Below are 18,801 nucleotides of genomic sequence, written 5' to 3'. Positions count from 1 at the left end.
ACATCCGCGTCGTCACCGACCGAACCGTAACGGAACCCATGCAGACCGCAGACATCCGCAACCGCTGGCTCGACTTCTTCGGGAGCCGCGGCCACACCGTGGTCCCCTCCGCCTCCCTCGTGAGCGAGGACCCGAGCCTCCTCTTCACCGTCGCCGGCATGGTGCCGTTCGTGCCCTACCTCACCGGAGTGGTCCCCGCGCCCTACCCGCGTGCCACCAGCGTGCAGAAGTGCATCCGCACCAACGACATCGAGGAGGTCGGCAAGACGCCTCGTCACGGCACCTTCTTCCAGATGAACGGCAACTTCTCCTTCGGCGACTACTTCAAGGAGGGGGCGATCGGCTACGCCTGGGAGCTGCTCACCGGCGCCGAGAGCGACGGGGGACTGGGCTTCGACGAGAAGGACCTCTGGGTCACCGTCTACAAGGACGACGACGAGGCGATCGCGCTCTGGAAGACGATCGCGGGACTGCCGGACGAGCGCATCCAGCGCCTGGACAAGGACACCAACTACTGGTCGACCGGCCAGCCCGGCCCCGCGGGCCCCTGCTCCGAGATCTTCTTCGACCGTGGACCCGCCTACGGGATCGACGGCGGCCCGGCGACGGACGACGACCGCTACGTCGAGATCTGGAACCTCGTCTTCATGCAGTACCTCCGCGGCGAGGGCACGAGCAAGGTCGACTTCGACATCCTCGGCGAGCTGCCGCGCAAGAACATCGACACCGGCATGGGCCTCGAGCGCGTCGCCTTCCTCAAGCAGGGCGTCGAGAACATGTACGAGATCGACCAGGTCCGTCCGGTCCTCGATCGCGCCGCCGAGCTCTCGGGCCGCCGCTACGGAGCCGTCCACGAGGACGACGTCCGCATGCGCGTCATCGCCGACCACGTGCGCTCCTCGCTGATGCTGCTGTCGGACGGCGTGACGCCTTCCAATGAGGGGCGCGGCTACATCCTCCGTCGCCTGATGCGCCGCACGGTGCGCGCCATGCGCCTGCTCGGAGTGGACACCGCGACGTTCCCCGAGCTCTTCGCCGCCTCGCGCGACGCGATGGCGTCGGCCTACCCCGAGGTGTCCACGGAGTTCGAGCGCCTCTCGACCAGCGCCTACGGCGAGGAGGAGGCGTTCCTCCGCACCCTCGCGGCCGGCACCGAGATCCTCGACCTCGCGGTCCTGAAGACGAAGAAGGCCGAGTCGCCGACGCTGCCGGGCGACACCGCGTTCCTCCTGCACGACACCTTCGGGTTCCCGATCGACCTCACCCTCGAGATCGCCGAGGAGTCGGGTCTGACGGTCGACCGCGAGGCGTTCGACTCCCTCATGACCGCGCAGCGCACGCGTGCGAAGGCCGACGCGAAGTCGAAGAAGTCGGCGCTGGCCGATCTCTCGGTCTACGCCGACTTCCGCGCCCACGGCGAGACGCTGTTCACCGGCTACGACGTGCTCGACACCGAGACGCGCATCCTCGGCCTCATCGTCGGCGGGCACTCCGTCACGAAGGCGGTCGCGGGCGACATCGCCGAGGTGATCCTCGAGGCGACCAGCCTCTACGCGGAGTCGGGCGGCCAGGAGGCCGACGCCGGCCGCATCGTCGGCTCCGGCTTCGATCTTGAGGTCCTCGACGTGCAGAAGCCCGTCAAGGGGCTCATCAGCCACAAGGTCCAGGTCGCCAGCGGCGAGGTCGGAGTGGGCGACGCCGCCACCTCCGTCGTCGACCGCGACTGGCGCCGGGGCGCCACGCAGGCGCACTCGGGCACGCACCTCATCCACGCCGCGCTGCGCCAGGTGCTCGGTCCGCAGGCGCACCAGTCCGGCTCCTACAACAAGGCGGGCTACCTGCGCCTGGACTTCTCGTGGAACCAGGCCCTCTCGCTCGAGACCCGCAGCGAGATCGAGGAGATCGCCAACACGGCGATCCGTGACAATCTCGAGGTCGTCACGCGCGAGCTCCCGATCGACGAGGCGAAGGCGCTCGGCGCGATGGCCCTCTTCGGCGAGAAGTACGGCGACGTCGTCCGCGTGGTCGACATCGGCGGGCCCTGGTCGCGCGAGCTCTGCGCGGGCACCCACGTCGGGCGCTCGTCCGAGGTCGGCGTGATCAGCCTGGTCAGCGAGTCCTCGGTCGGATCGACCAACCGCCGCGTCGAGTCGCTCGTGGGCCGCGAGGCCTTCCAGGAGCTCGCCGCCGAGCGCGCCCTCGTCAGCACGATCTCGTCCTCGCTGAAGACACCCCGCGAGCAGCTCCCCGAGCGGATCGGCGAGCTCGTCGCGAGCCTCAAGGCCGCCGAGAAGCGGATCGCCGCGTTCGAGGCCAAGGCCCTCGCCGACCGGGTGCCCGCCCTCGCCGCGACCCGTCGCACGGTGGGCGGCACGACCGTCGTCGCCGAGAGCATCGGCACCGCGGGATCGACCGACGAGCTGCGCTCCCTCGTGACCTCCGTCCGCGAGCGGCTCGGCCAGGAGCCGGCCGTCGTCGCGCTCGCCGCCGACGTCTCGGGCAAGCCCGCGGTGATCGTCGCCACCAACCAGGCCGCCCGCGACCAGGGCCGCCGCGCGGGTGCGCTCGCCAAGCGCGCCGCCGGGATCCTCGGTGGCGGCGGAGGCGGCAAGGACGACCTCGCCCAGGGCGGCGGCTCCGACGTCTCCGCCATCGGCGCGGCGCTCGAGGCCGTGGTGCAGGAAGCGACCAGCTGAATGGGCCGGTTCGGCGTCCGGCTCGGCATCGATGTGGGCCGTGCCCGCATCGGGGTCGCCCGCTGCGACGCCGACGGCCTGCTCGCGGTGCCCGTCGAGACGGTCGCGCGGGCGGGCACTGACGGCGGATCCTCGGACGTCTCCCGGATCGCGCACCTCGCCGCCGAGTACGATGCCCAGGCGATCATCGTCGGACTGCCGTTGTCGCTGTCGGGGGCCGAGACGGCCTCGACGGAGGACGCGCGCGGATTCGCTCGACTGCTCGCCGAGGCGGTGCCCACCGCCCCGGTGCGGCTCGTCGACGAGCGGCTGTCGACGGTCACCGCTCAGAGCGCCCTGCACCGCTCCGGACGCACCACCCGCGGCTCCCGAGCCGTGATCGACCAGGTCGCCGCCGTGGTGATCCTGCAGCACGCCATCGATTCCGAGCGCTCGGCCGGCACCCCGGCCGGAGTCCTGCTCGAACCGAACGAAGGACCTCCTCGTGACCGACGTCCCCCCGAGCCGCCGCGACGCCCGCGCCGCCGAGCAGGCGCAGCCGACTCCGCCCGACCCGACTCCGGAGCAGCAGCCCGCGCCGACTGAGGCGCACGATCCGCTGGGCCGCCTCTTCACCGGGCCCGACGTGCCCGAGCCCCGTGGCCGCGACGACGCGGCCGCGTTCGACCCGGACGCGCGCCCGAAGCGTCGCCGCGCGGCTCGCGCGACGGGCGGCGCGAAGAAGCGACGCAGCCGCCGCGGGCTCATCGGCGGGCTTCTGGCCTTCGGCGTCTTCGCCGCGCTCGTCGCCATCGCCGTCACGATCTTCCTCGAGCCCGTGCGCGGCCTGTTCGCCGAGCCCGAGCCGACCGACTTCACCGGCACCGGCTCGAGCGAGGTGCTGTTCACGATCCACCAGGGCGACGGCGGCAGCGACATCGCCAACAACCTCGTCTCGGACGGGGTCATCAAGTCGTACGACCCCTTCTACGACCTGCTCCTCGCCCAGAGCCCGGAGCCCGTCTTCCAGCCCGGCGCGTACTCGCTCAAGGCCGAGATGAGCGCCAAGGCCGCACTGTCGGCGCTGCTCGACTCCGAGTCGACGCGCCTCGCGAACACCTTCGTCATCCCCGAGGGGACGGCGCTCAAGGAGGCGCTGCCGCTCATCGCGGACGGTACCGGGGTCGCGCTGACGGACCTCGAGGCGGCCGCCGCCGACTGGGGCTCGTTCGGGCTCCCGGCCGGGGCGACGAGCCTCGAGGGGTTCCTGTTCCCCGCGACCTACGACATCGACCCGTCGACGCCGGCGCACGACATCCTGAAGACGCTGGTCGACCGGATGTACCAGTCGCTCGACCAGGCCGGTGTGCCGGTGGACGACCGCTACCGCGTCGTGGTGTTCGCGTCCCTCGTGCAGCGCGAGGCCCGCGTCGCCGAGGACTTCCCGAAGGTCGCGCGCGTGTTCCAGAACCGCCTCGACCAGGGGTGGCGCCTGCAGTCGGACGCGACCGTGGCGTACGGCACCGGCGCGACCGACCGCGTCTCGACCACGGACGCCGAGCGGAACGACGCCGGCAACGTCTACAACACCTACCAGCGCGACGGCCTGCCGCCCGCGCCGATCTCGAACCCGGGCGACGTGGCGATCGACGCGGTCATGCACCCCGCGGACGGCACCTGGATGTACTTCGTCACGGTGAACCTCGAGACGGGCGAGACGGTCTACTCCACCACCGACGCCGAGCACAACGCGGCCGTCGACCAGTGGCAGGCCTGGATGCGGGACCACCCGGAGTACCAGTGACGGTCGCCGGGTACCGCCTCGCGGTCCTCGGCGCGCCGATCGCGCACTCGAAGTCGCCCGCGCTGCACGCGGCCGCCTACCGGGTCCTCGGACTCGACTGGAGCTACCGCGCCGTCGAGACGACGGAGGCGACCCTCTCCGAGGTCGTGTCCGGTGAGCCCTGGCACGGCCTGTCGCTGACCATGCCGCTCAAGCACGCGGTGCGCCCGCTGCTGGCGGAGGAGGACGCGGTCGCCCGGGTCACCGGCGCGGTCAACACCGTGCTGGTCGACCGCTCCGGCCCGGCACCCCGCCTCCGCGGGTTCAACACCGACGTCGCGGGCATCGTGCGCGCCCTCGCCGAGGCGGGCGTCGTCTCGGCGGAGCGCGTCCAGGTGCTCGGCGGGGGAGCGACCGCCGCCTCCGCCCTGGCCGCCGCCGCCGAGCTCGGCGCGGCGCGGGTCGATCTCGTCCTGCGGTCGGCGTCGAGGGCCGTCGAGCTCGCTCCGCTCGCGGAGTCGCTCGGCGTCCCGCTCTCGGTCCGCTCCTTCGCCGACTGGTCCACCGGAGCGCCGCTGGTGATCTCGACGCTCCCCGGCGGGGCGGCTGACGGCCTCGACGTGCCCGACGCGGCGGTCGCGGGCTCGACCCTGTTCGACGTGGCGTACTCCCCGTGGCCGAGCGCTCTCGCCCAGCGCTGGGAGCAGGGCGGCTCCCCGGTCGTCTCCGGGCTCGGGATGCTGCTCCACCAGGCCCTCGTGCAGGTGCGGATCTTCGTCGGCGGCGACCCGGCCCTGCCTCTCGATCGCGAGGACGAGGTGCTCGCGGCGATGCGCCGAGCAGTCTCGGCGGGTCCGGCGCACTGACCTCGTGTGCCAGAATCGGAGGATGCTCCGTTGGCTCACGGCCGGGGAATCCCACGGTCCCGAACTCGTCGCCGTCCTCGAAGGACTGCCGGCGGGCGTCCCCGTCTCCCTCGACGACATCCGCGCCGATCTGGCGCGCCGGAAGCTCGGCTACGGCCGCGGAGCCCGGATGAACTTCGAGCAGGACGAGCTGACGATCTCCTCCGGCGTCCGGCACGGAGCGACGATGGGCAGCCCCATCGCCCTGCGCATCGGCAACACGGAGTGGCCGCGCTGGGTCGACGTCATGTCGGCGGAGCCCCGCGACCCCGAGAGCCTGCCCAAGGGCCGCGGCGCCGCGCTCACCCGGCCCCGCCCGGGCCACGCCGACCTCGTCGGGATGCAGAAGTACGGCTTCCCCGAGTCCCGCAACGTGCTCGAGCGCGCCTCCGCCCGCGAGACCGCGGCCCGTGTCGCCCTCGGTGCCGTCGCCCGCCGCTTCCTCGGCGAGCTCGGCGTCTCGCTCGTCAGCCACACCCTCGCCATCGGGCCGGTCCGCGTGCCCGAGGGCTCGCCGCTGCCCGGCCCGGCCGACGTCGCCGCCCTGGACGCGGATCCGCTGCGCTGCCACGACGCCGCGACCAGCGCCCTCATGGTCGCCGAGGTGGACCGCGCCCACGACGACGGCGACACCCTCGGCGGCGTGGTCGAGGTCCTCGCGTACGATCTCCCGCCCGGACTCGGCTCCTACGTGCACTGGGATCGTCGTCTCGACTCCCAGCTCGCGGCAGCCCTGATGGGGATCCAGGCGATCAAGGGCGTCGAGGTCGGCGACGGCTTCCTCACCACCACCCGCCGCGGCTCGGAGGCGCACGACGAGCTCTTCCAGTCCGACGCCGGCATCTCCCGGTCCAGCGACCGGGCCGGCGGCACCGAGGGCGGGATGAGCACGGGGACCGTGCTGCGGGTCCGCGCCGGCATGAAGCCGATCGCGACCGTGCCGCACGCGCTGCGCACCGTCGACGTCGCCACCGGCGAGGCAGCCGGCGCTCACCACCAGCGCTCCGACGTCTGCGCGGTGCCGGCGTCCGGTGTCGTCGCGGAGGCGATGGTCGCCCTGGTGCTCGCGAACGCCGTGCTCGAGAAGTTCGGCGGCGACAGCGTCACCGAGACCCGCCGCAACCTGCAGGGCTACCTCGCCGCCATCCCCGACGAGCTCCGCACGGCCGCCGCGAGCGACCCGGGTCTCGGGCTCGCCTGATGGCCGCGTCCTCGGCGGCCCGCTGATGGCGGGTCACGATACCGGCGCGGCCCGCGCCCGCCTCGTCCTGATCGGCCCGATGGGCGCCGGCAAGACGACGATCGGCAAGCGGGTCGCGAAGGCGCTGAGCGCCGGGTTCGTCGACTCCGACGCGGAGTTCGTGCGCACCCACGGCCCGATCGCCCCCTACTTCGACGCCCACGGCGAGCCGGCCTTCCGCCGGGAGGAGCGCCGTGTCGTCGAGCGCGCCGTCCGCCGCGACGTGGTGCTGAGCCTCGGCGGGGGAGCGGTGCTCGATCCCGCGACGCGCGCCGACCTCGCGGACGTGCCCGTCGTGCTCCTCACCACCACGGCCGAGGCCGTCCGCGACCGGCTCGGCTCCGGCTCCCGCCCGCTGGTGCGCGGCGGAGTCGGCGACTGGGTCCGCATCTTCGACGAGCGGCGCCCGGTCTACGAGTCCCTCGCGGACACCGTGGTCGACACCTCCCGGCGGCCGATCACCCTGATCGCCGCCGAGATCGCGGAGTGGGTGCGCGCGCAGCGCCCCTCCGCCACCCCTGCACCATCGGACCCGGCGGCCACGAGCCGCCCGAGCGGAAGACAGTCATGAACGACGGCACCACCGCCATCCCCGTCGCTGGAGAGAACGGCTACGACATCCACGTCGGGCGCGGACTCCTCGACGGCCTCGCCGACGCGATCGGCCCCCGGGCCGCGAAGGTGCTCATCGTGCACCCGCCGACCCTCGCGGTCCTCGCCGCCGAGATCCGCGAGAGCCTGCTCGAGCGCTACGAGGTGCTGCTCGCCGAGGTCCCGGACGCCGAGGCCGCGAAGCGCGTGGAGGTGGCGGCCTTCTGCTGGCAGGTGATGGGGCAGTCGGACTTCACCCGCACGGATGTGGTCGTCGGCTTCGGCGGCGGCGCGATCACCGACCTGGCCGGCTTCGTCGCCGCCACCTGGCTCCGCGGGGTCGACCTGGTGCAGGTGCCGACCACCGTGCTCGGGATGGTCGACGCGGCCGTCGGCGGTAAGACCGGCATCAACACGGCCGAGGGCAAGAACCTCGTCGGCGCCTTCCACGCGCCGCGGGCGGTCGTCGCCGACCTCGACGTGCTGACCAGCCTCCCGCGCAACGAGATCCTCGCCGGCTTCGGCGAGATCGTGAAGTACGGGATGATCGCCGAGCCGCGCATCCTCGACATCATCGAGTCCGACATCGACCTGGCCACCGACCCGACGTCGGAGGAGTTCCGCAGCCTGGTCGAGCTGTCGATCGGGATCAAGGCGCGGGTCGTCGGCGAGGACTTCACCGAGAAGGGCCTGCGCGAGATCCTGAACTACGGGCACACCCTCGGGCACGCGGTCGAGCACGCCGAGCGCTACCAGTGGCGCCACGGCGCGGCCGTCTCCGTCGGGATGATGTTCGCGGCCGAGCTCTCGCGCCTGACCGGCTCGCTCAGCGACGCGGTCGTGGACCGCCAGCGCCGGGTCCTCGAGTCGCTGACCCTGCCGACGAGCTACCCGCTCGGACGGTGGGAGACGCTCCTCGCCGCGATGCAGCGCGACAAGAAGACCCGCGCGGGGATGCTCCGCTTCGTGGTCCTCGACGACATCGCCCGCCCGAGCATCCTGCAGGGGCCGGAGACGTCGCTGCTGTTCGCGGCGTACCAGGAGATCGGATCGTAGGTCCGACTCGGCTGAGCCCGGGCGGCGCCGTCAGCCTCCGCCCAGGGCGGCCCTCCGCGCCTGGGCGTACTCGGCGTCGGTGATCGTGCCCGCCGCTCGCAGTGCCTCCAGCTCGGCGAGCCGGTCCGCCAGCGGGCGGGCGGAGCCGGGACCTTCGCGCGCGAAGCGGGCCGCGACGTCGGTCCGAAGGGTCAGCGGATCCACTCCGAGCGAGCGCGCCCGGCGCACGTTCACGACGATCAGCACCACGACGAGCACGATCACGACGGCGATGACGATCGGCACCGCGGTGAACGCGATCGAGTACCAGGGCGGCACGACGGTGTCGGCGGGAACGGCGTCCCTGTGCTCCTCCTCGGGTCGGTCCTCCACCGTCTCGCGCTCCGGCGGACCGGTGGGGCGATTCGCATGCGGCGTCCAGACTCCTCTGCCGACGGGGCCGCGTCGACTACACTCGACGGGTCAGCCGGACCGGCCGATATCGCCGCGCCCGCGTACCGGGCTCGCCGGCGCAGACTTCCACCGAAACGGATCCCCCTTCGCATGGCCTCTACCACCGACATCAAGAACGGCACCGTCCTCAGCATCGACGGCCAGCTCTGGAACGTCATCGACTTCCAGCACGTCAAGCCGGGCAAGGGCGGCGCCTTCGTCCGCACCAAGATGAAGAACGTCCTCACGGGCAAGGTCGTCGACAAGACCTTCAACGCGGGCGCCAAGATCGACACGGCCAACGTCGACCGCCGCGACTTCCAGTACCTCTACCGCGACGGCGCGGACTTCGTGTTCATGGACACCAGCGACTACGACCAGATCACCGTCCCCGAGGCGGTCGTCGGCGACGCGGCGAACTTCATGCTCGAGAACCAGAACGTGACCCTCGCCCTGCACGACGGCGACCCGCTCTACATCGACCTCCCCGCCTCGGTCGTCCTCGAGATCACGTACACGGAGCCGGGCCTCCAGGGCGACCGCTCGACCGGCGGCACCAAGCCCGCGACGGTCGAGACCGGCTACCAGATCCAGGTCCCGCTGTTCCTCGAGCAGGGCACGAAGGTCAAGGTCGACACCCGCACGGGCGACTACCTCGGCCGCGTCAGCTGAGCCGGGCCTCCCGTGAGTGCTCGCACGAAGGCGCGCAAGCGCGCCCTCGACATCCTCTACAACGCCGACGTCCGGCAGATCAGCTTCGCCCAGTCGCTGCGCGCCGAGGCCGAGCGGGCGGCGAACGAGCCGGCCCGTGAGGCCTCGTGGCTCTACGCCCGTGAGATCGTCGACGGGGTCATCGACCACGCCGACGAGATCGACGAGCTGATCGCCCGGCTCGCCCAGGGCTGGACCCTCTCGCGCATGCCCTTGGTCGACCGCGCGATCCTCCGGATCGGGGTGTGGGAGATCCTGCACAACGACGCGGTGCCCGACGGCGTCGCCATCTCGGAGGCCGTCGAGGCCGCCACGTCGCTGTCGACCGACGACTCGGCGGGCTTCATCAACGGGCTCCTCGCCTCCGTCGCGGAGTCCCGCACGACGGCCTGACCCGCCCCGGAGACCTGCTCGGCCCGCCGGATCCCCGTGATCGGACGGGCCGAGGTCGTTCCCGGGGAGGTCGTCCGGCGGGCCACGCGACGGCCCCTATACTCGTCACGGCTTTTCCTTTAACAGCCGTCCTGTGAGGCGGGGAAGGAGGTCGGTGTGACGGCACGAATCGTGCTCAACGGCGCTGACATCACGCGAGCGCTCACGCGCATCGCCCACGAGATCCTCGAGTCGAACCGCGGCCCCGAGTCGCTGGTCGTCCTCGGCATCCCGACGCGCGGCGTCGCCCTCGCGAGGCGCATCGCCGAGACGATCGCGCGGATCGAGCCGGACGGTCCCCCCGTCTTCGCCGGCTCCCTCGACGTGACCATGTACCGCGACGACCTCTCCCGGCACCCGGTCCGCACCCCCGCGCGCACCGCCGTCCCCGCGAGCATCGACGGCCGGACCGTGGTCCTCGTCGACGACGTCCTCTTCTCGGGCCGCACCATCCGCGCCGCCCTGGACGCCCTCAGCGACATCGGCCGTCCGCGAGCCGTGCGGCTGGCCGCGCTGGTCGACCGCGGACACCGCGAGCTCCCGATCCGGGCGGACTTCGTCGGCAAGAACCTGCCGAGCAGCCTGAGCGAGCGGATCAACGTCCGGCTCGTCGAGACGGACGGTGAGGACCTGGTCGCGATCGAGTCGCAGGCCACCGGCGAGGAGACGGCTCCGTGAAGCACCTGCTCTCGACCCGGGACCTCGACCGCGCGAGCGCGATCGCCCTCCTCGACATCGCCGAGGACATGGCGGACGTGCAGAACCGCGAGGTCAAGAAGCTGCCGACCCTGCGCGGGAAGACCGTGGTCAATCTCTTCTTCGAGGACTCCACCCGCACGCGGATCTCGTTCGAGGCGGCGGCGAAGCGGCTCTCGGCCGACGTCATCAACTTCAGCGCGAAGGGCTCCAGCGTCTCCAAGGGCGAGAGCCTGAAGGACACCGCGCAGACGCTCGCCGCGATGGGCGCCGACGGAGTGGTCATCCGCCACAGCGCCTCCGGAGCCCCTGCGGTTCTGGCGGCGAGCGGCTGGATCGACGCCTCGATCCTCAACGCCGGCGACGGGACCCACGAGCACCCGACCCAGGCGCTCCTGGACGCGTTCACCATCCGCCGGCGCCTGCACGGCGCCTCCGCGTCCCGCGGCAAGAGCCTCGACGGCGTCGCGGTCACCATCGTCGGCGACGTCCTGCACTCGCGGGTGGCGCGCTCGAACGTCTGGTTGCTGACGGCGCTGGGCGCCGAGGTGACCCTGGTCGCACCGCCGACCCTCGTGCCGGTCGACACGCGCGACTGGCCCGCGACCATCCGCTTCGATCTGGACGAGGCTATCGACACCGGGCTCCCCGACGTCGTGATGCTCCTGCGCATCCAGCTCGAGCGGATGTCGAGCGGGTTCTTCCCCAACGGCCGGGAGTACGCGCGGATCTGGGGCCTCGACGACGAGCGGCTCGCCCGGCTGGGTCCCGATACCATCGTCATGCACCCCGGACCCATGAACAGGGGCGTCGAGATCTCCTCGGCGGCCGCCGATTCGAGCCGCTCCACGGTGCTCGAACAGGTCACGAACGGAGTGTCCGTCCGGATGGCCGCGCTCTACCTGCTGCTGTCCGGCGAACGGGAGGTCCACTGATGAGCACTGCCCAGCCGCTTCAGAGCACGGCGCCGGAGCGGATCCTGATCTCGGGGGCGACGCTCGCCGACGAGTCGACCGCCGACCTGCTGATCGACGGGGGCGTGATCGTCGAGATCGGCGCCGACCTCGACTCGCGCGGGGCCCGCGTGATCGACGCCGACGGCCTGCTGGCGCTGCCCGGCCTGGTCGACCTGCACACCCACCTGCGCGAGCCGGGGTTCGAGCAGAGCGAGACGATCCTCACCGGCACGCGAGCTGCGGCCGCCGGAGGCTTCACCGCCGTCTTCGCGATGGCGAACACCTCGCCGGTGCAGGACACCGCGGGCGTGGTCGAGCAGGTGCAGAGCCTGGGCGAGGACGCCGGCTACGCGACGGTCCGCCCGATCGGCGCGGTGACCGTGGGTCTGGCGGGGGAGTCGCTCGCCGAGCTCGGCGCGATGGCCCGCAGCCGCGCGGCCGTGCGGGTCTTCTCGGACGACGGGAAGTGCGTCTCGGACGCGCTGCTGATGCGCCGCGCTCTCGAGTACGTCAAGGCGTTCGACGGAGTCGTCGCCCAGCACGCGCAGGAGCCGCGGCTCACCGTGGGCGCGCAGATGAACGAGGGCGCCGTCTCCAGCGCCCTCGGCCTGCAGGGCTGGCCCGCCGTGGCCGAGGAGGCGATCATCGCCCGCGACGTGCTCCTCGCCGAGCACGTGGGCTCCCGCCTGCACGTCTGCCACGTCTCGACCGCGGGCTCGGTCGACGTCATCCGCTGGGCGAAGGCCCGGGGGATCGACGTGACCGCCGAGGTCACCCCCCACCACCTGCTCCTCACCGAGCAGGCCGTCGCCGGCCAGGACGGGCCGAGCTACGACGCCCGCTTCAAGGTGAACCCGCCGCTGCGCCGCGACGAGGACGTGCTCGCCCTCCGCGAGGCCCTCGCCGACGGCACCATCGACATCGTCGCCACCGACCACGCGCCGCACCCGGTCGAGGCGAAGGACTGCGAGTGGGACGCCGCGGCGTTCGGCATGGTCGGCCTCGAGAGCGCGCTGAGCGTGGTGCACGCCGCCGTCGTCGAGGACGGGCGGATGAGCTGGTCCGACGTCGCGCGCGTGCTCTCCTCCGCCCCCGCCCGCATCGGCCGGCTCGACGGCTACGACCGGGGCCTCGCCGTCGGGGCCGCCGCGAACGTCGTGCTCTACGACCCGGAGGCGCGACGCCGCTTCTCCGTCGAGGACCTGCGCGGCCGCAGCGGCAACTCCCCGTACCTCGGTCGCGAGCTGCCGGGCCGCGTCGTCGCCACCCTCCACCGGGGCTTCCCGACCGTGCTGGACGGCGAGCTCGTCGACGCGGCGGTCGTCGCCGGCTCCGCGAAGGCCTCCCGTGGATAGGGCCGCGATCACGATCGTCATCGCCGCGGTCGTCGTCCTCGTCTTCGTCGGCATGCTGCTCTCCTGGCGCGCGCGGCGCCGCCGCTCGGCCGCCCTCGCGCCGGAGCCCGTGCCCGCGTCCTCGCTGGGCGCCGAGGTCGAGCGCGTCGACCTCCCGTACGTGGCCACGACCCGCTTCGAGCAGCCGCTCGAGCGCGTCGTGCTGCCGGGGCTCGGCTTCCGCGGCAACGCGGTGCTGCGCCTCCACGAGCGCGGCGTCGTGATCGCCCCCGTCGGCGAGCGCGAGACGGTGATCCCGGCCTCCCTCCTGCGCGGAGCGGGCCAGGGCAGCTACGTGATCGACCGCGTCGTCGAGGAGGGCGGCCTGCTCGTGATCTCCTGGTCGCCCCGCGGCGACGAGACCGTCGACAGCTACCTCCGCGTGGCCGAGCCCGCCCTCCGGGCGCACCTGGTCGCCGAGCTGCAGCGCCTCGCCGGCCTCCGTTCCTCCCCCTCCCACCCCGGAGCCGCCGACGGCGGCCCCGACACGACCCAGAAGGGCTCCTAGTCCGTGCCAACGACACGCCTCAGCACCGAACCCACCGCCGTCCTCGTCCTCGAGGACGGACGACGATTCCGGGGACAGGCCTACGGCGCCCGAGGCCGCACCCTGGGCGAGATCGTCTTCGCCACCGGCATGACCGGGTACCAGGAGACGCTGACCGACCCGAGCTACGCCGGCCAGATCGTCGTGCAGACCGCGCCCCACATCGGCAACACCGGGACCAACGACGAGGACATGGAGTCGCGCCGCATCTGGGTCGCCGGCTACGTCGTCCGCGACCCCTCCCGCGTCGTCTCCAACTTCCGCGCGCAGCGCTCCCTCGGCGACGACCTGGAGACCGACGGCATCGTCGGGATCTCCGGCGTCGACACCCGGGCGATCACCCGCCACATCCGCTCGGCGGGCTCGATGCGCGCCGGCGTGTTCTCCGGCGAGGACCTCGCCCTCCCCGAGGAGGAGCAGCTCGCGCTGGTCCTCGGCGGCCGGCAGATGCAGGGGCTCAACCTCTCCTCCTCGGTCTCGACCGACGAGCAGTACACGGTGCCCGCCCGCGGCGAGCGCGTCGGCTCGGTCGCGGTCATCGACCTGGGGGTGAAGACCTCGACGGTCAACTACCTCGCGGAGCGCGGCTTCGACGTGCACGTGCTGCCCGAGTCGGTGACCGCCGAGCAGGTGCTCGCGCTCGACCCGTCCGCGCTCTTCTTCTCCAACGGCCCCGGCGACCCCGAGGCCTCGGACCGCCACGTCGAGCTGCTGCGCACCACCCTGCGCGCCGACCTGCCGTTCTTCGGCATCTGCTTCGGCAACCAGCTGCTCGGGCGCGCTCTCGGCTTCGGCACCTACAAGCTCCCCTTCGGCCACCGCGGGATCAACCAGCCCGTGCTCGACAAGCTCACCGGCCGCGTGGAGATCACCTCGCAGAACCACGGGTTCGCCGTGGACGCGCCGATCGAGGGCGAGCTGGACTCGCCCGAGGGCTTCGGCCGCGTCGAGGTCAGCCACTACTCCCTCAACGACTCGGTCGTCGAGGGCCTGCGCTGCCTCGACATCCCCGCCTTCTCGGTGCAGTACCACCCGGAGGCGGCGGCCGGCCCGCACGACTCCAACCACCTCTTCGACCGCTTCCGCGAGATGGTCGTGCAGCGCACGGCCGGGCGCGCGGCCTCGGAGCCCACCGACATCCCCACGACCAGCAGCATCGGAGAGCAGAAGTAATGCCGCGCAGGGAAGACATCCAGAGCGTCCTGGTCATCGGCTCCGGCCCGATCGTCATCGGACAGGCCGTCGAGTTCGACTACTCCGGCACCCAGGCCTGCCGCGTGCTGCGCGCCGAGGGGGTGCGCGTGATCCTCGTCAACTCCAACCCGGCGACGATCATGACCGACCCCGACTTCGCCGACGCCACCTACGTGGAGCCGATCACGCCCAAGGCGATCGAGGCGATCATCGCCAAGGAGAAGCCGGACGCGATCCTGCCGACCCTCGGCGGGCAGACGGCCCTGAACGCGGCCATCCAGCTGCACGACCTCGGGATCCTCGAGAAGTACGGCGTCGAGCTCATCGGCGCGAGCTTCGAGGCGATCAACCGCGGTGAGGACCGCCAGATCTTCAAGCAGCTGGTGCTGGACGCGGGCGCCGACGTCGCGAAGTCCTACATCGCGCACACCGTCGACGAGGCGATCGAGTACGCCGAGGACCTGGGCTACCCCCTCGTCATCCGCCCGTCGTTCACCATGGGCGGCCTGGGCTCCGGCTTCGCCTACACCCGCGAGGAGCTGGTGCGGATGGTCGGCGACGGCCTGCACCAGAGCCCCACCACCGAGGTGCTCCTGGAGGAGTCGATCCTCGGCTGGAAGGAGTACGAGCTCGAGCTCATGCGCGACACGGCCGACAACACGGTCGTCGTCTGCTCGATCGAGAACGTCGACCCCGTCGGCGTGCACACGGGCGACTCGATCACCGTCGCACCGGCGCTGACCCTCACCGACCGCGAGTACCAGAAGCTGCGCGACATCGGCATCCGGATCATCCGCGACGTGGGCGTGGACACCGGCGGCTGCAACATCCAGTTCGCGATCGACCCGGCGGACGGCCGGATCATCGTGATCGAGATGAACCCGCGCGTCTCCCGCTCCTCCGCCCTCGCCTCCAAGGCGACCGGCTTCCCGATCGCCAAGATCGCCGCGAAGCTCGCCATCGGCTACCGCCTGGACGAGATCCCGAACGACATCACCAAGGTGACGCCGGCGAGCTTCGAGCCGACGCTGGACTACGTGGTCGTGAAGGTCCCGCGGTTCGCGTTCGAGAAGTTCCCGGCCGCCGACAAGACGCTGACCACGACCATGAAGTCGGTGGGCGAGGCGATGGCGATCGGCCGCAACTACGCGCAGGCGCTGCAGAAGGCGCTCCGCTCGCTCGAGAAGCGCGGCTCGTCGTTCCACTGGGGCGCGCAGGAGCGCTCGGTCGAGGAGCTCCTCGAGATCGCGAGGACCCCGACCGACGGCCGCATCGTCACCGTGCAGCAGGCGCTGCGCCTGGGAGCCACGGTCGAGCAGGCGTTCGAGTCCACGAAGATCGACCCCTGGTTCCTCGACCAGATCGTGCTGATCAACGAGATCGCCGACCTGGTGCGCGAGCACGACGGCCTCGACGCCGGACTCCTCCGCCTGGCGAAGGACCACGGCTTCTCGGACGCGCAGATCGCCGAGCTCCGCGGGCTCGACGAGGCGGAGGTCCGCCGCACCCGCTACGCGCTGGACGTGCGCCCGGTCTACAAGACCGTCGACACCTGCGCGGGCGAGTTCCCGGCGCTCACGCCGTACCACTACTCCTCGTACGACGAGGAGACGGAGGTCGTCGCCGCCGACCGCCGCAAGGTCGTCATCCTGGGCTCCGGCCCCAACCGCATCGGCCAGGGGGTCGAGTTCGACTACTCCTGCGTGCACGCCTCGTTCGCGCTCTCGGACGCGGGCTTCGAGACGATCATGATCAACTGCAACCCCGAGACGGTCTCGACCGACTACGACACCTCGGACCGCCTCTACTTCGAGCCGCTGACTCTCGAGGACGTGCTCGAGGTCATCCACGCGGAGTCGCAGTCCGGCGAGCTCGTCGGCGTCGTCGTGCAGCTGGGCGGCCAGACGGCGCTCGGGCTCGCCGCGGGCCTCGAGGCGGCCGGCGTGCCCATCCTCGGCACCACCCCCGCGAACATCGACCTCGCGGAGGAGCGCGGCGCGTTCTCGCGGATCCTCGACGAGGCGGGGCTTCTCGCTCCGCGCAACGGCACCGCGACCGACCTCGACGGCGCCCGTGAGGTCGCGGTGGAGATCGGCTACCCGGTCCTCGTCCGTCCGTCCTTCGTCCTCGGCGGGCGCGGCATGGAGATCGTCTACGGCACGCCCCAGCTCGAGGACTACTTCGAGCGGATGGCCGGCGAGGGGATCATCGACGAGGCGCACCCGCTGCTGGTGGACCGCTTCCTCGACGACGCGATCGAGATCGACGTCGACGCGCTCTTCGACGGCGAGCAGCTCTACATCGGCGGCGTGATGGAGCACATCGAGGAGGCCGGCATCCACTCCGGCGACTCGGCGTGCACGCTCCCGCCGGTGACGCTCGGCCGCCGGCAGATCGACCAGGTGCGGGAGGCGACCCTCGCGATCGCTAAGGGCGTCGGCGTCCGGGGACTGCTGAACGTCCAGTTCGCGATCGGCCAGGGCGTGCTCTACGTGCTCGAGGCGAACCCCCGGGCCTCGCGCACCGTGCCGTTCGTGTCGAAGGCGCTGGGCATCCCGCTCGCGAAGGCCGCGTCGCGCCTGATGGTGGGCGAGACCATCGCCGCGCTGAAGGCCGAGGGCCTGCTGCCCGAGCGCGACGGCTCCGACGTCCCGATGGACTCTCCCATCGCGGTGAAGGAGGCGGTCCTGCCGTTCAAGCGCTTCCGCACCAAGGAGGGCCAGATCGTCGACTCGCTGCTCGGGCCCGAGATGCGCTCCACCGGCGAGGTCATGGGGATCGACCGCGACTTCCCGCGCGCCTTCGCGAAGAGCCAGGACGCCGCGTACGGCGGCATGCCGGCGAGCGGGACCGTCTTCATCTCGGTCGCCGACCGCGACAAGCGCTCGATCGTCCTGCCCGCGCTGCGCCTGCGCCAGCTCGGCTTCGACATCCTCGCGACCGAGGGCACGGCCGAGGTGCTGAACCGCAACGGGATCCAGGCCCGCGTGGTCCGCAAGTACAGCGAGACCGCCGAGGGCGACGCGCCCTCCATCGTCGAGCTGATCGCCCGCGACGAGGTCGACGTGGTGATCAACACGCCCAGCGGAGGAGCGACCCGCGCCGACGGCTACGAGATCCGCGCCGCCGCGGTCGCCGCGGACAAGCCGCTGTTCACCACGATCGCCCAGCTCGCGGCCGCGGTCGCCTCGCTCGACGCGGCGAACGAGCCCTTCGAGGTGACGAGCCTGCAGGACTACGCCCTGCGCCGCGCGGAGCGCACCGCGTGAGCGGCGGCGCGGCGGGCACCGCCTCCTTCGGCTCGCGCCTCGAGGCGGCGTTCGCCGCGCACGGCCGGCTCTGCGTCGGGATCGACCCGCACGCGTACCTGCTCGACGCGTGGGGCCTCGCCGACGACGCAGCCGGACTCGAGAGCTTCGGCCGCACGGTCGTCGAGGCGGCGGCCGGCCGCGTGGGCGTGGTGAAGCCGCAGATCGCGTTCTTCGAGCGGCACGGCTCGGCGGGCTACGCCGCGCTCGAGCGCGTGCTCGCCGACGCCCGCGAGGCCGGACTGCTGGTGATCGCCGACGTCAAGCGCGGCGACATCGGCACGAGCGTCACCGCCTACGCCGAGGCGTGGCTCCGGCCGGGCTCGCCGCTCGAGGCGGACGCCATGACCGCCGCGGCCTACCAGGGGCTCGGCTCCCTCGAGGGGATGCTGACCCTCGCCGAGGAGGCGGGCAAGGGCGTGTTCGTCCTCGCAGCCACCTCCAACCCCGAGGCCCGTCCCGTGCAGCGCGCTCTCGTGCAGGACGGCGACCGGGCGGGATCCACCGTGGCACGCGCGGTCGTGGCGGACGTGGCATCCTGGAACGACGCTCACGCTCGCGCGTCGATCGGCTCGGTCGGCGTGGTGCTCGGCGCCACGGTCGCCCTGGGCGACTTCGGCATCGGCATCGACGAGCCGCTGCACCCCGCACTCCCGGTGCTCGCGCCCGGCTTCGGCCACCAGGGCGCGGCCGTCGCGGACGCGCAGCGGCTGTTCGGCGCGCTGAGCGCCGCCACCATCATCAGCGAGTCGCGGAGCGTGCTCGGCGCCGGCCCCTCGGGGATCGCGGCCGAGATCACCCGCCGCGCGACCGACATCCAGGAGACCCTTGTCCGCTGAAACCGTCAGCCCCGATCCCGGCGCCTCCTCGCGCCCGGAGGC

At 72.2% G+C, this 18,801-nt stretch carries 16 protein-coding genes and 1 pseudogene; 16 read left to right on the top strand and 1 reads right to left on the bottom strand.

Annotation, left to right across the window (positions count from 1 at the left end; translation table 11 throughout):
• Window positions 1-38 precede the first annotated feature (38 nt).
• The 7 genes and pseudogenes from alaS to aroB all read left to right on the top strand — a co-directional run bounded on the left by alaS (window position 39) and on the right by aroB (window position 8,250).
• Window positions 39-2,696 carry an alanine--tRNA ligase gene (gene alaS, locus GTU71_RS05540; protein ID WP_104296193.1) on the top strand — a complete coding sequence of 886 codons (2,658 nt, stop codon included), beginning with the start codon at window positions 39-41 and terminating at the stop codon, window positions 2,694-2,696.
• Window positions 2,697-3,158, top strand: a pseudogene (ruvX, locus tag GTU71_RS05535) (Holliday junction resolvase RuvX); the annotation flags it as partial.
• Window positions 3,159-3,180: 22 nt separating this feature from the next.
• The gene (mltG, locus tag GTU71_RS16270) at window positions 3,181-4,479 is read left to right on the top strand and encodes an endolytic transglycosylase MltG (RefSeq protein WP_104313171.1); all 1,299 of its coding nucleotides are present in this window, start codon (window positions 3,181-3,183) and stop codon (window positions 4,477-4,479) included.
• Complete coding sequence (locus GTU71_RS05525) at window positions 4,476-5,324, top strand: shikimate dehydrogenase (protein ID WP_208543611.1); 849 nt, start codon at window positions 4,476-4,478, stop codon at window positions 5,322-5,324. Before mltG ends, GTU71_RS05525 begins: the two co-directional genes overlap by 4 nt.
• Before the next feature lie 22 nt (window positions 5,325-5,346).
• Window positions 5,347-6,564, top strand: a complete 1,218-nt coding sequence (gene aroC / locus GTU71_RS05520) for a chorismate synthase (RefSeq protein WP_104292662.1) — start codon at window positions 5,347-5,349, stop codon at window positions 6,562-6,564.
• 25 nt (window positions 6,565-6,589) lie between these two features.
• On the top strand, window positions 6,590-7,174 hold the full coding sequence (locus GTU71_RS05515) for a shikimate kinase (RefSeq protein ID WP_104225325.1): 585 nt from the start codon (window positions 6,590-6,592) through the stop codon (window positions 7,172-7,174).
• A complete protein-coding gene (gene aroB / locus GTU71_RS05510; RefSeq protein ID WP_104224752.1) occupies window positions 7,171-8,250 on the top strand; it encodes a 3-dehydroquinate synthase in 1,080 nt (359 codons plus the stop codon). Before GTU71_RS05515 ends, aroB begins: the two co-directional genes overlap by 4 nt.
• Window positions 8,251-8,280: 30 nt before the next feature.
• Here aroB and GTU71_RS05505 read toward each other — a convergent pair whose 3' ends face one another.
• The gene (locus GTU71_RS05505) at window positions 8,281-8,622 is read right to left on the bottom strand and encodes an SHOCT domain-containing protein (RefSeq protein WP_159939452.1); all 342 of its coding nucleotides are present in this window, start codon (window positions 8,620-8,622) and stop codon (window positions 8,281-8,283) included.
• A gap of 171 nt (window positions 8,623-8,793) precedes the next feature.
• On the opposite strand from GTU71_RS05505, the gene efp reads away from it, so the two are divergent.
• From efp to pyrF, 9 genes are all read left to right on the top strand, one after another.
• Window positions 8,794-9,354, top strand: a complete 561-nt coding sequence (efp, locus tag GTU71_RS05500) for an elongation factor P (RefSeq protein ID WP_068210208.1) — start codon at window positions 8,794-8,796, stop codon at window positions 9,352-9,354.
• A gap of 12 nt (window positions 9,355-9,366) precedes the next feature.
• Window positions 9,367-9,786 carry a transcription antitermination factor NusB gene (gene nusB, locus GTU71_RS05495; RefSeq protein ID WP_104224751.1) on the top strand — a complete coding sequence of 140 codons (420 nt, stop codon included), beginning with the start codon at window positions 9,367-9,369 and terminating at the stop codon, window positions 9,784-9,786.
• Window positions 9,787-9,942: 156 nt separating this feature from the next.
• On the top strand, window positions 9,943-10,503 hold the full coding sequence (gene pyrR, locus GTU71_RS05490; RefSeq protein WP_104224750.1) for a bifunctional pyr operon transcriptional regulator/uracil phosphoribosyltransferase PyrR: 561 nt from the start codon (window positions 9,943-9,945) through the stop codon (window positions 10,501-10,503).
• Window positions 10,500-11,456, top strand: a complete 957-nt coding sequence (locus GTU71_RS05485; RefSeq protein ID WP_104224749.1) for an aspartate carbamoyltransferase catalytic subunit — start codon at window positions 10,500-10,502, stop codon at window positions 11,454-11,456. Before pyrR ends, GTU71_RS05485 begins: the two co-directional genes overlap by 4 nt.
• Window positions 11,456-12,832, top strand: coding sequence for a dihydroorotase (locus GTU71_RS05480; protein WP_159939451.1), 1,377 nt, complete (start codon window positions 11,456-11,458; stop codon window positions 12,830-12,832). Before GTU71_RS05485 ends, GTU71_RS05480 begins: the two co-directional genes overlap by 1 nt.
• Entirely contained in the window at window positions 12,825-13,379 is a 555-nt protein-coding gene (locus tag GTU71_RS05475; protein ID WP_104225322.1) for a hypothetical protein, read from the top strand. The genes GTU71_RS05480 and GTU71_RS05475 overlap by 8 nt, the downstream gene beginning before the upstream one ends.
• A 3-nt stretch (window positions 13,380-13,382) precedes the next feature.
• Complete coding sequence (gene carA / locus GTU71_RS05470) at window positions 13,383-14,591, top strand: glutamine-hydrolyzing carbamoyl-phosphate synthase small subunit (protein ID WP_104335604.1); 1,209 nt, start codon at window positions 13,383-13,385, stop codon at window positions 14,589-14,591.
• Window positions 14,591-17,881 (top strand): carbamoyl-phosphate synthase large subunit, encoded by a 3,291-nt coding sequence (gene carB / locus GTU71_RS05465; protein ID WP_159939450.1) that lies wholly within the window; start codon window positions 14,591-14,593, stop codon window positions 17,879-17,881. Before carA ends, carB begins: the two co-directional genes overlap by 1 nt.
• Window positions 17,878-18,759, top strand: coding sequence for an orotidine-5'-phosphate decarboxylase (gene pyrF, locus GTU71_RS05460; protein ID WP_159939449.1), 882 nt, complete (start codon window positions 17,878-17,880; stop codon window positions 18,757-18,759). The genes carB and pyrF overlap by 4 nt, the downstream gene beginning before the upstream one ends.
• Window positions 18,760-18,801 lie beyond the last annotated feature (42 nt).

It is taken from the genome of Rathayibacter sp. VKM Ac-2762 (assembly GCF_009866585.1).
GTDB lineage: Bacteria > Actinomycetota > Actinomycetes > Actinomycetales > Microbacteriaceae > Rathayibacter.
This window is presented reverse-complemented; position numbering and strand designations above follow the sequence as displayed.

Coding starts and splice junctions, on each gene's coding strand:
- alaS (WP_104296193.1), top strand. CDS start 39: ATGCAGACCGCAGACATCCGCAACCGCTGGCTCGACTTCTTCGGGAGC.
- aroC (WP_104292662.1), top strand. CDS start 5,347: ATGCTCCGTTGGCTCACGGCCGGGGAATCCCACGGTCCCGAACTCGTC.
- GTU71_RS05515 (WP_104225325.1), top strand. CDS start 6,590: ATGGCGGGTCACGATACCGGCGCGGCCCGCGCCCGCCTCGTCCTGATC.
- aroB (WP_104224752.1), top strand. CDS start 7,171: ATGAACGACGGCACCACCGCCATCCCCGTCGCTGGAGAGAACGGCTAC.
- efp (WP_068210208.1), top strand. CDS start 8,794: ATGGCCTCTACCACCGACATCAAGAACGGCACCGTCCTCAGCATCGAC.
- GTU71_RS05480 (WP_159939451.1), top strand. CDS start 11,456: ATGAGCACTGCCCAGCCGCTTCAGAGCACGGCGCCGGAGCGGATCCTG.
- carB (WP_159939450.1), top strand. CDS start 14,591: ATGCCGCGCAGGGAAGACATCCAGAGCGTCCTGGTCATCGGCTCCGGC.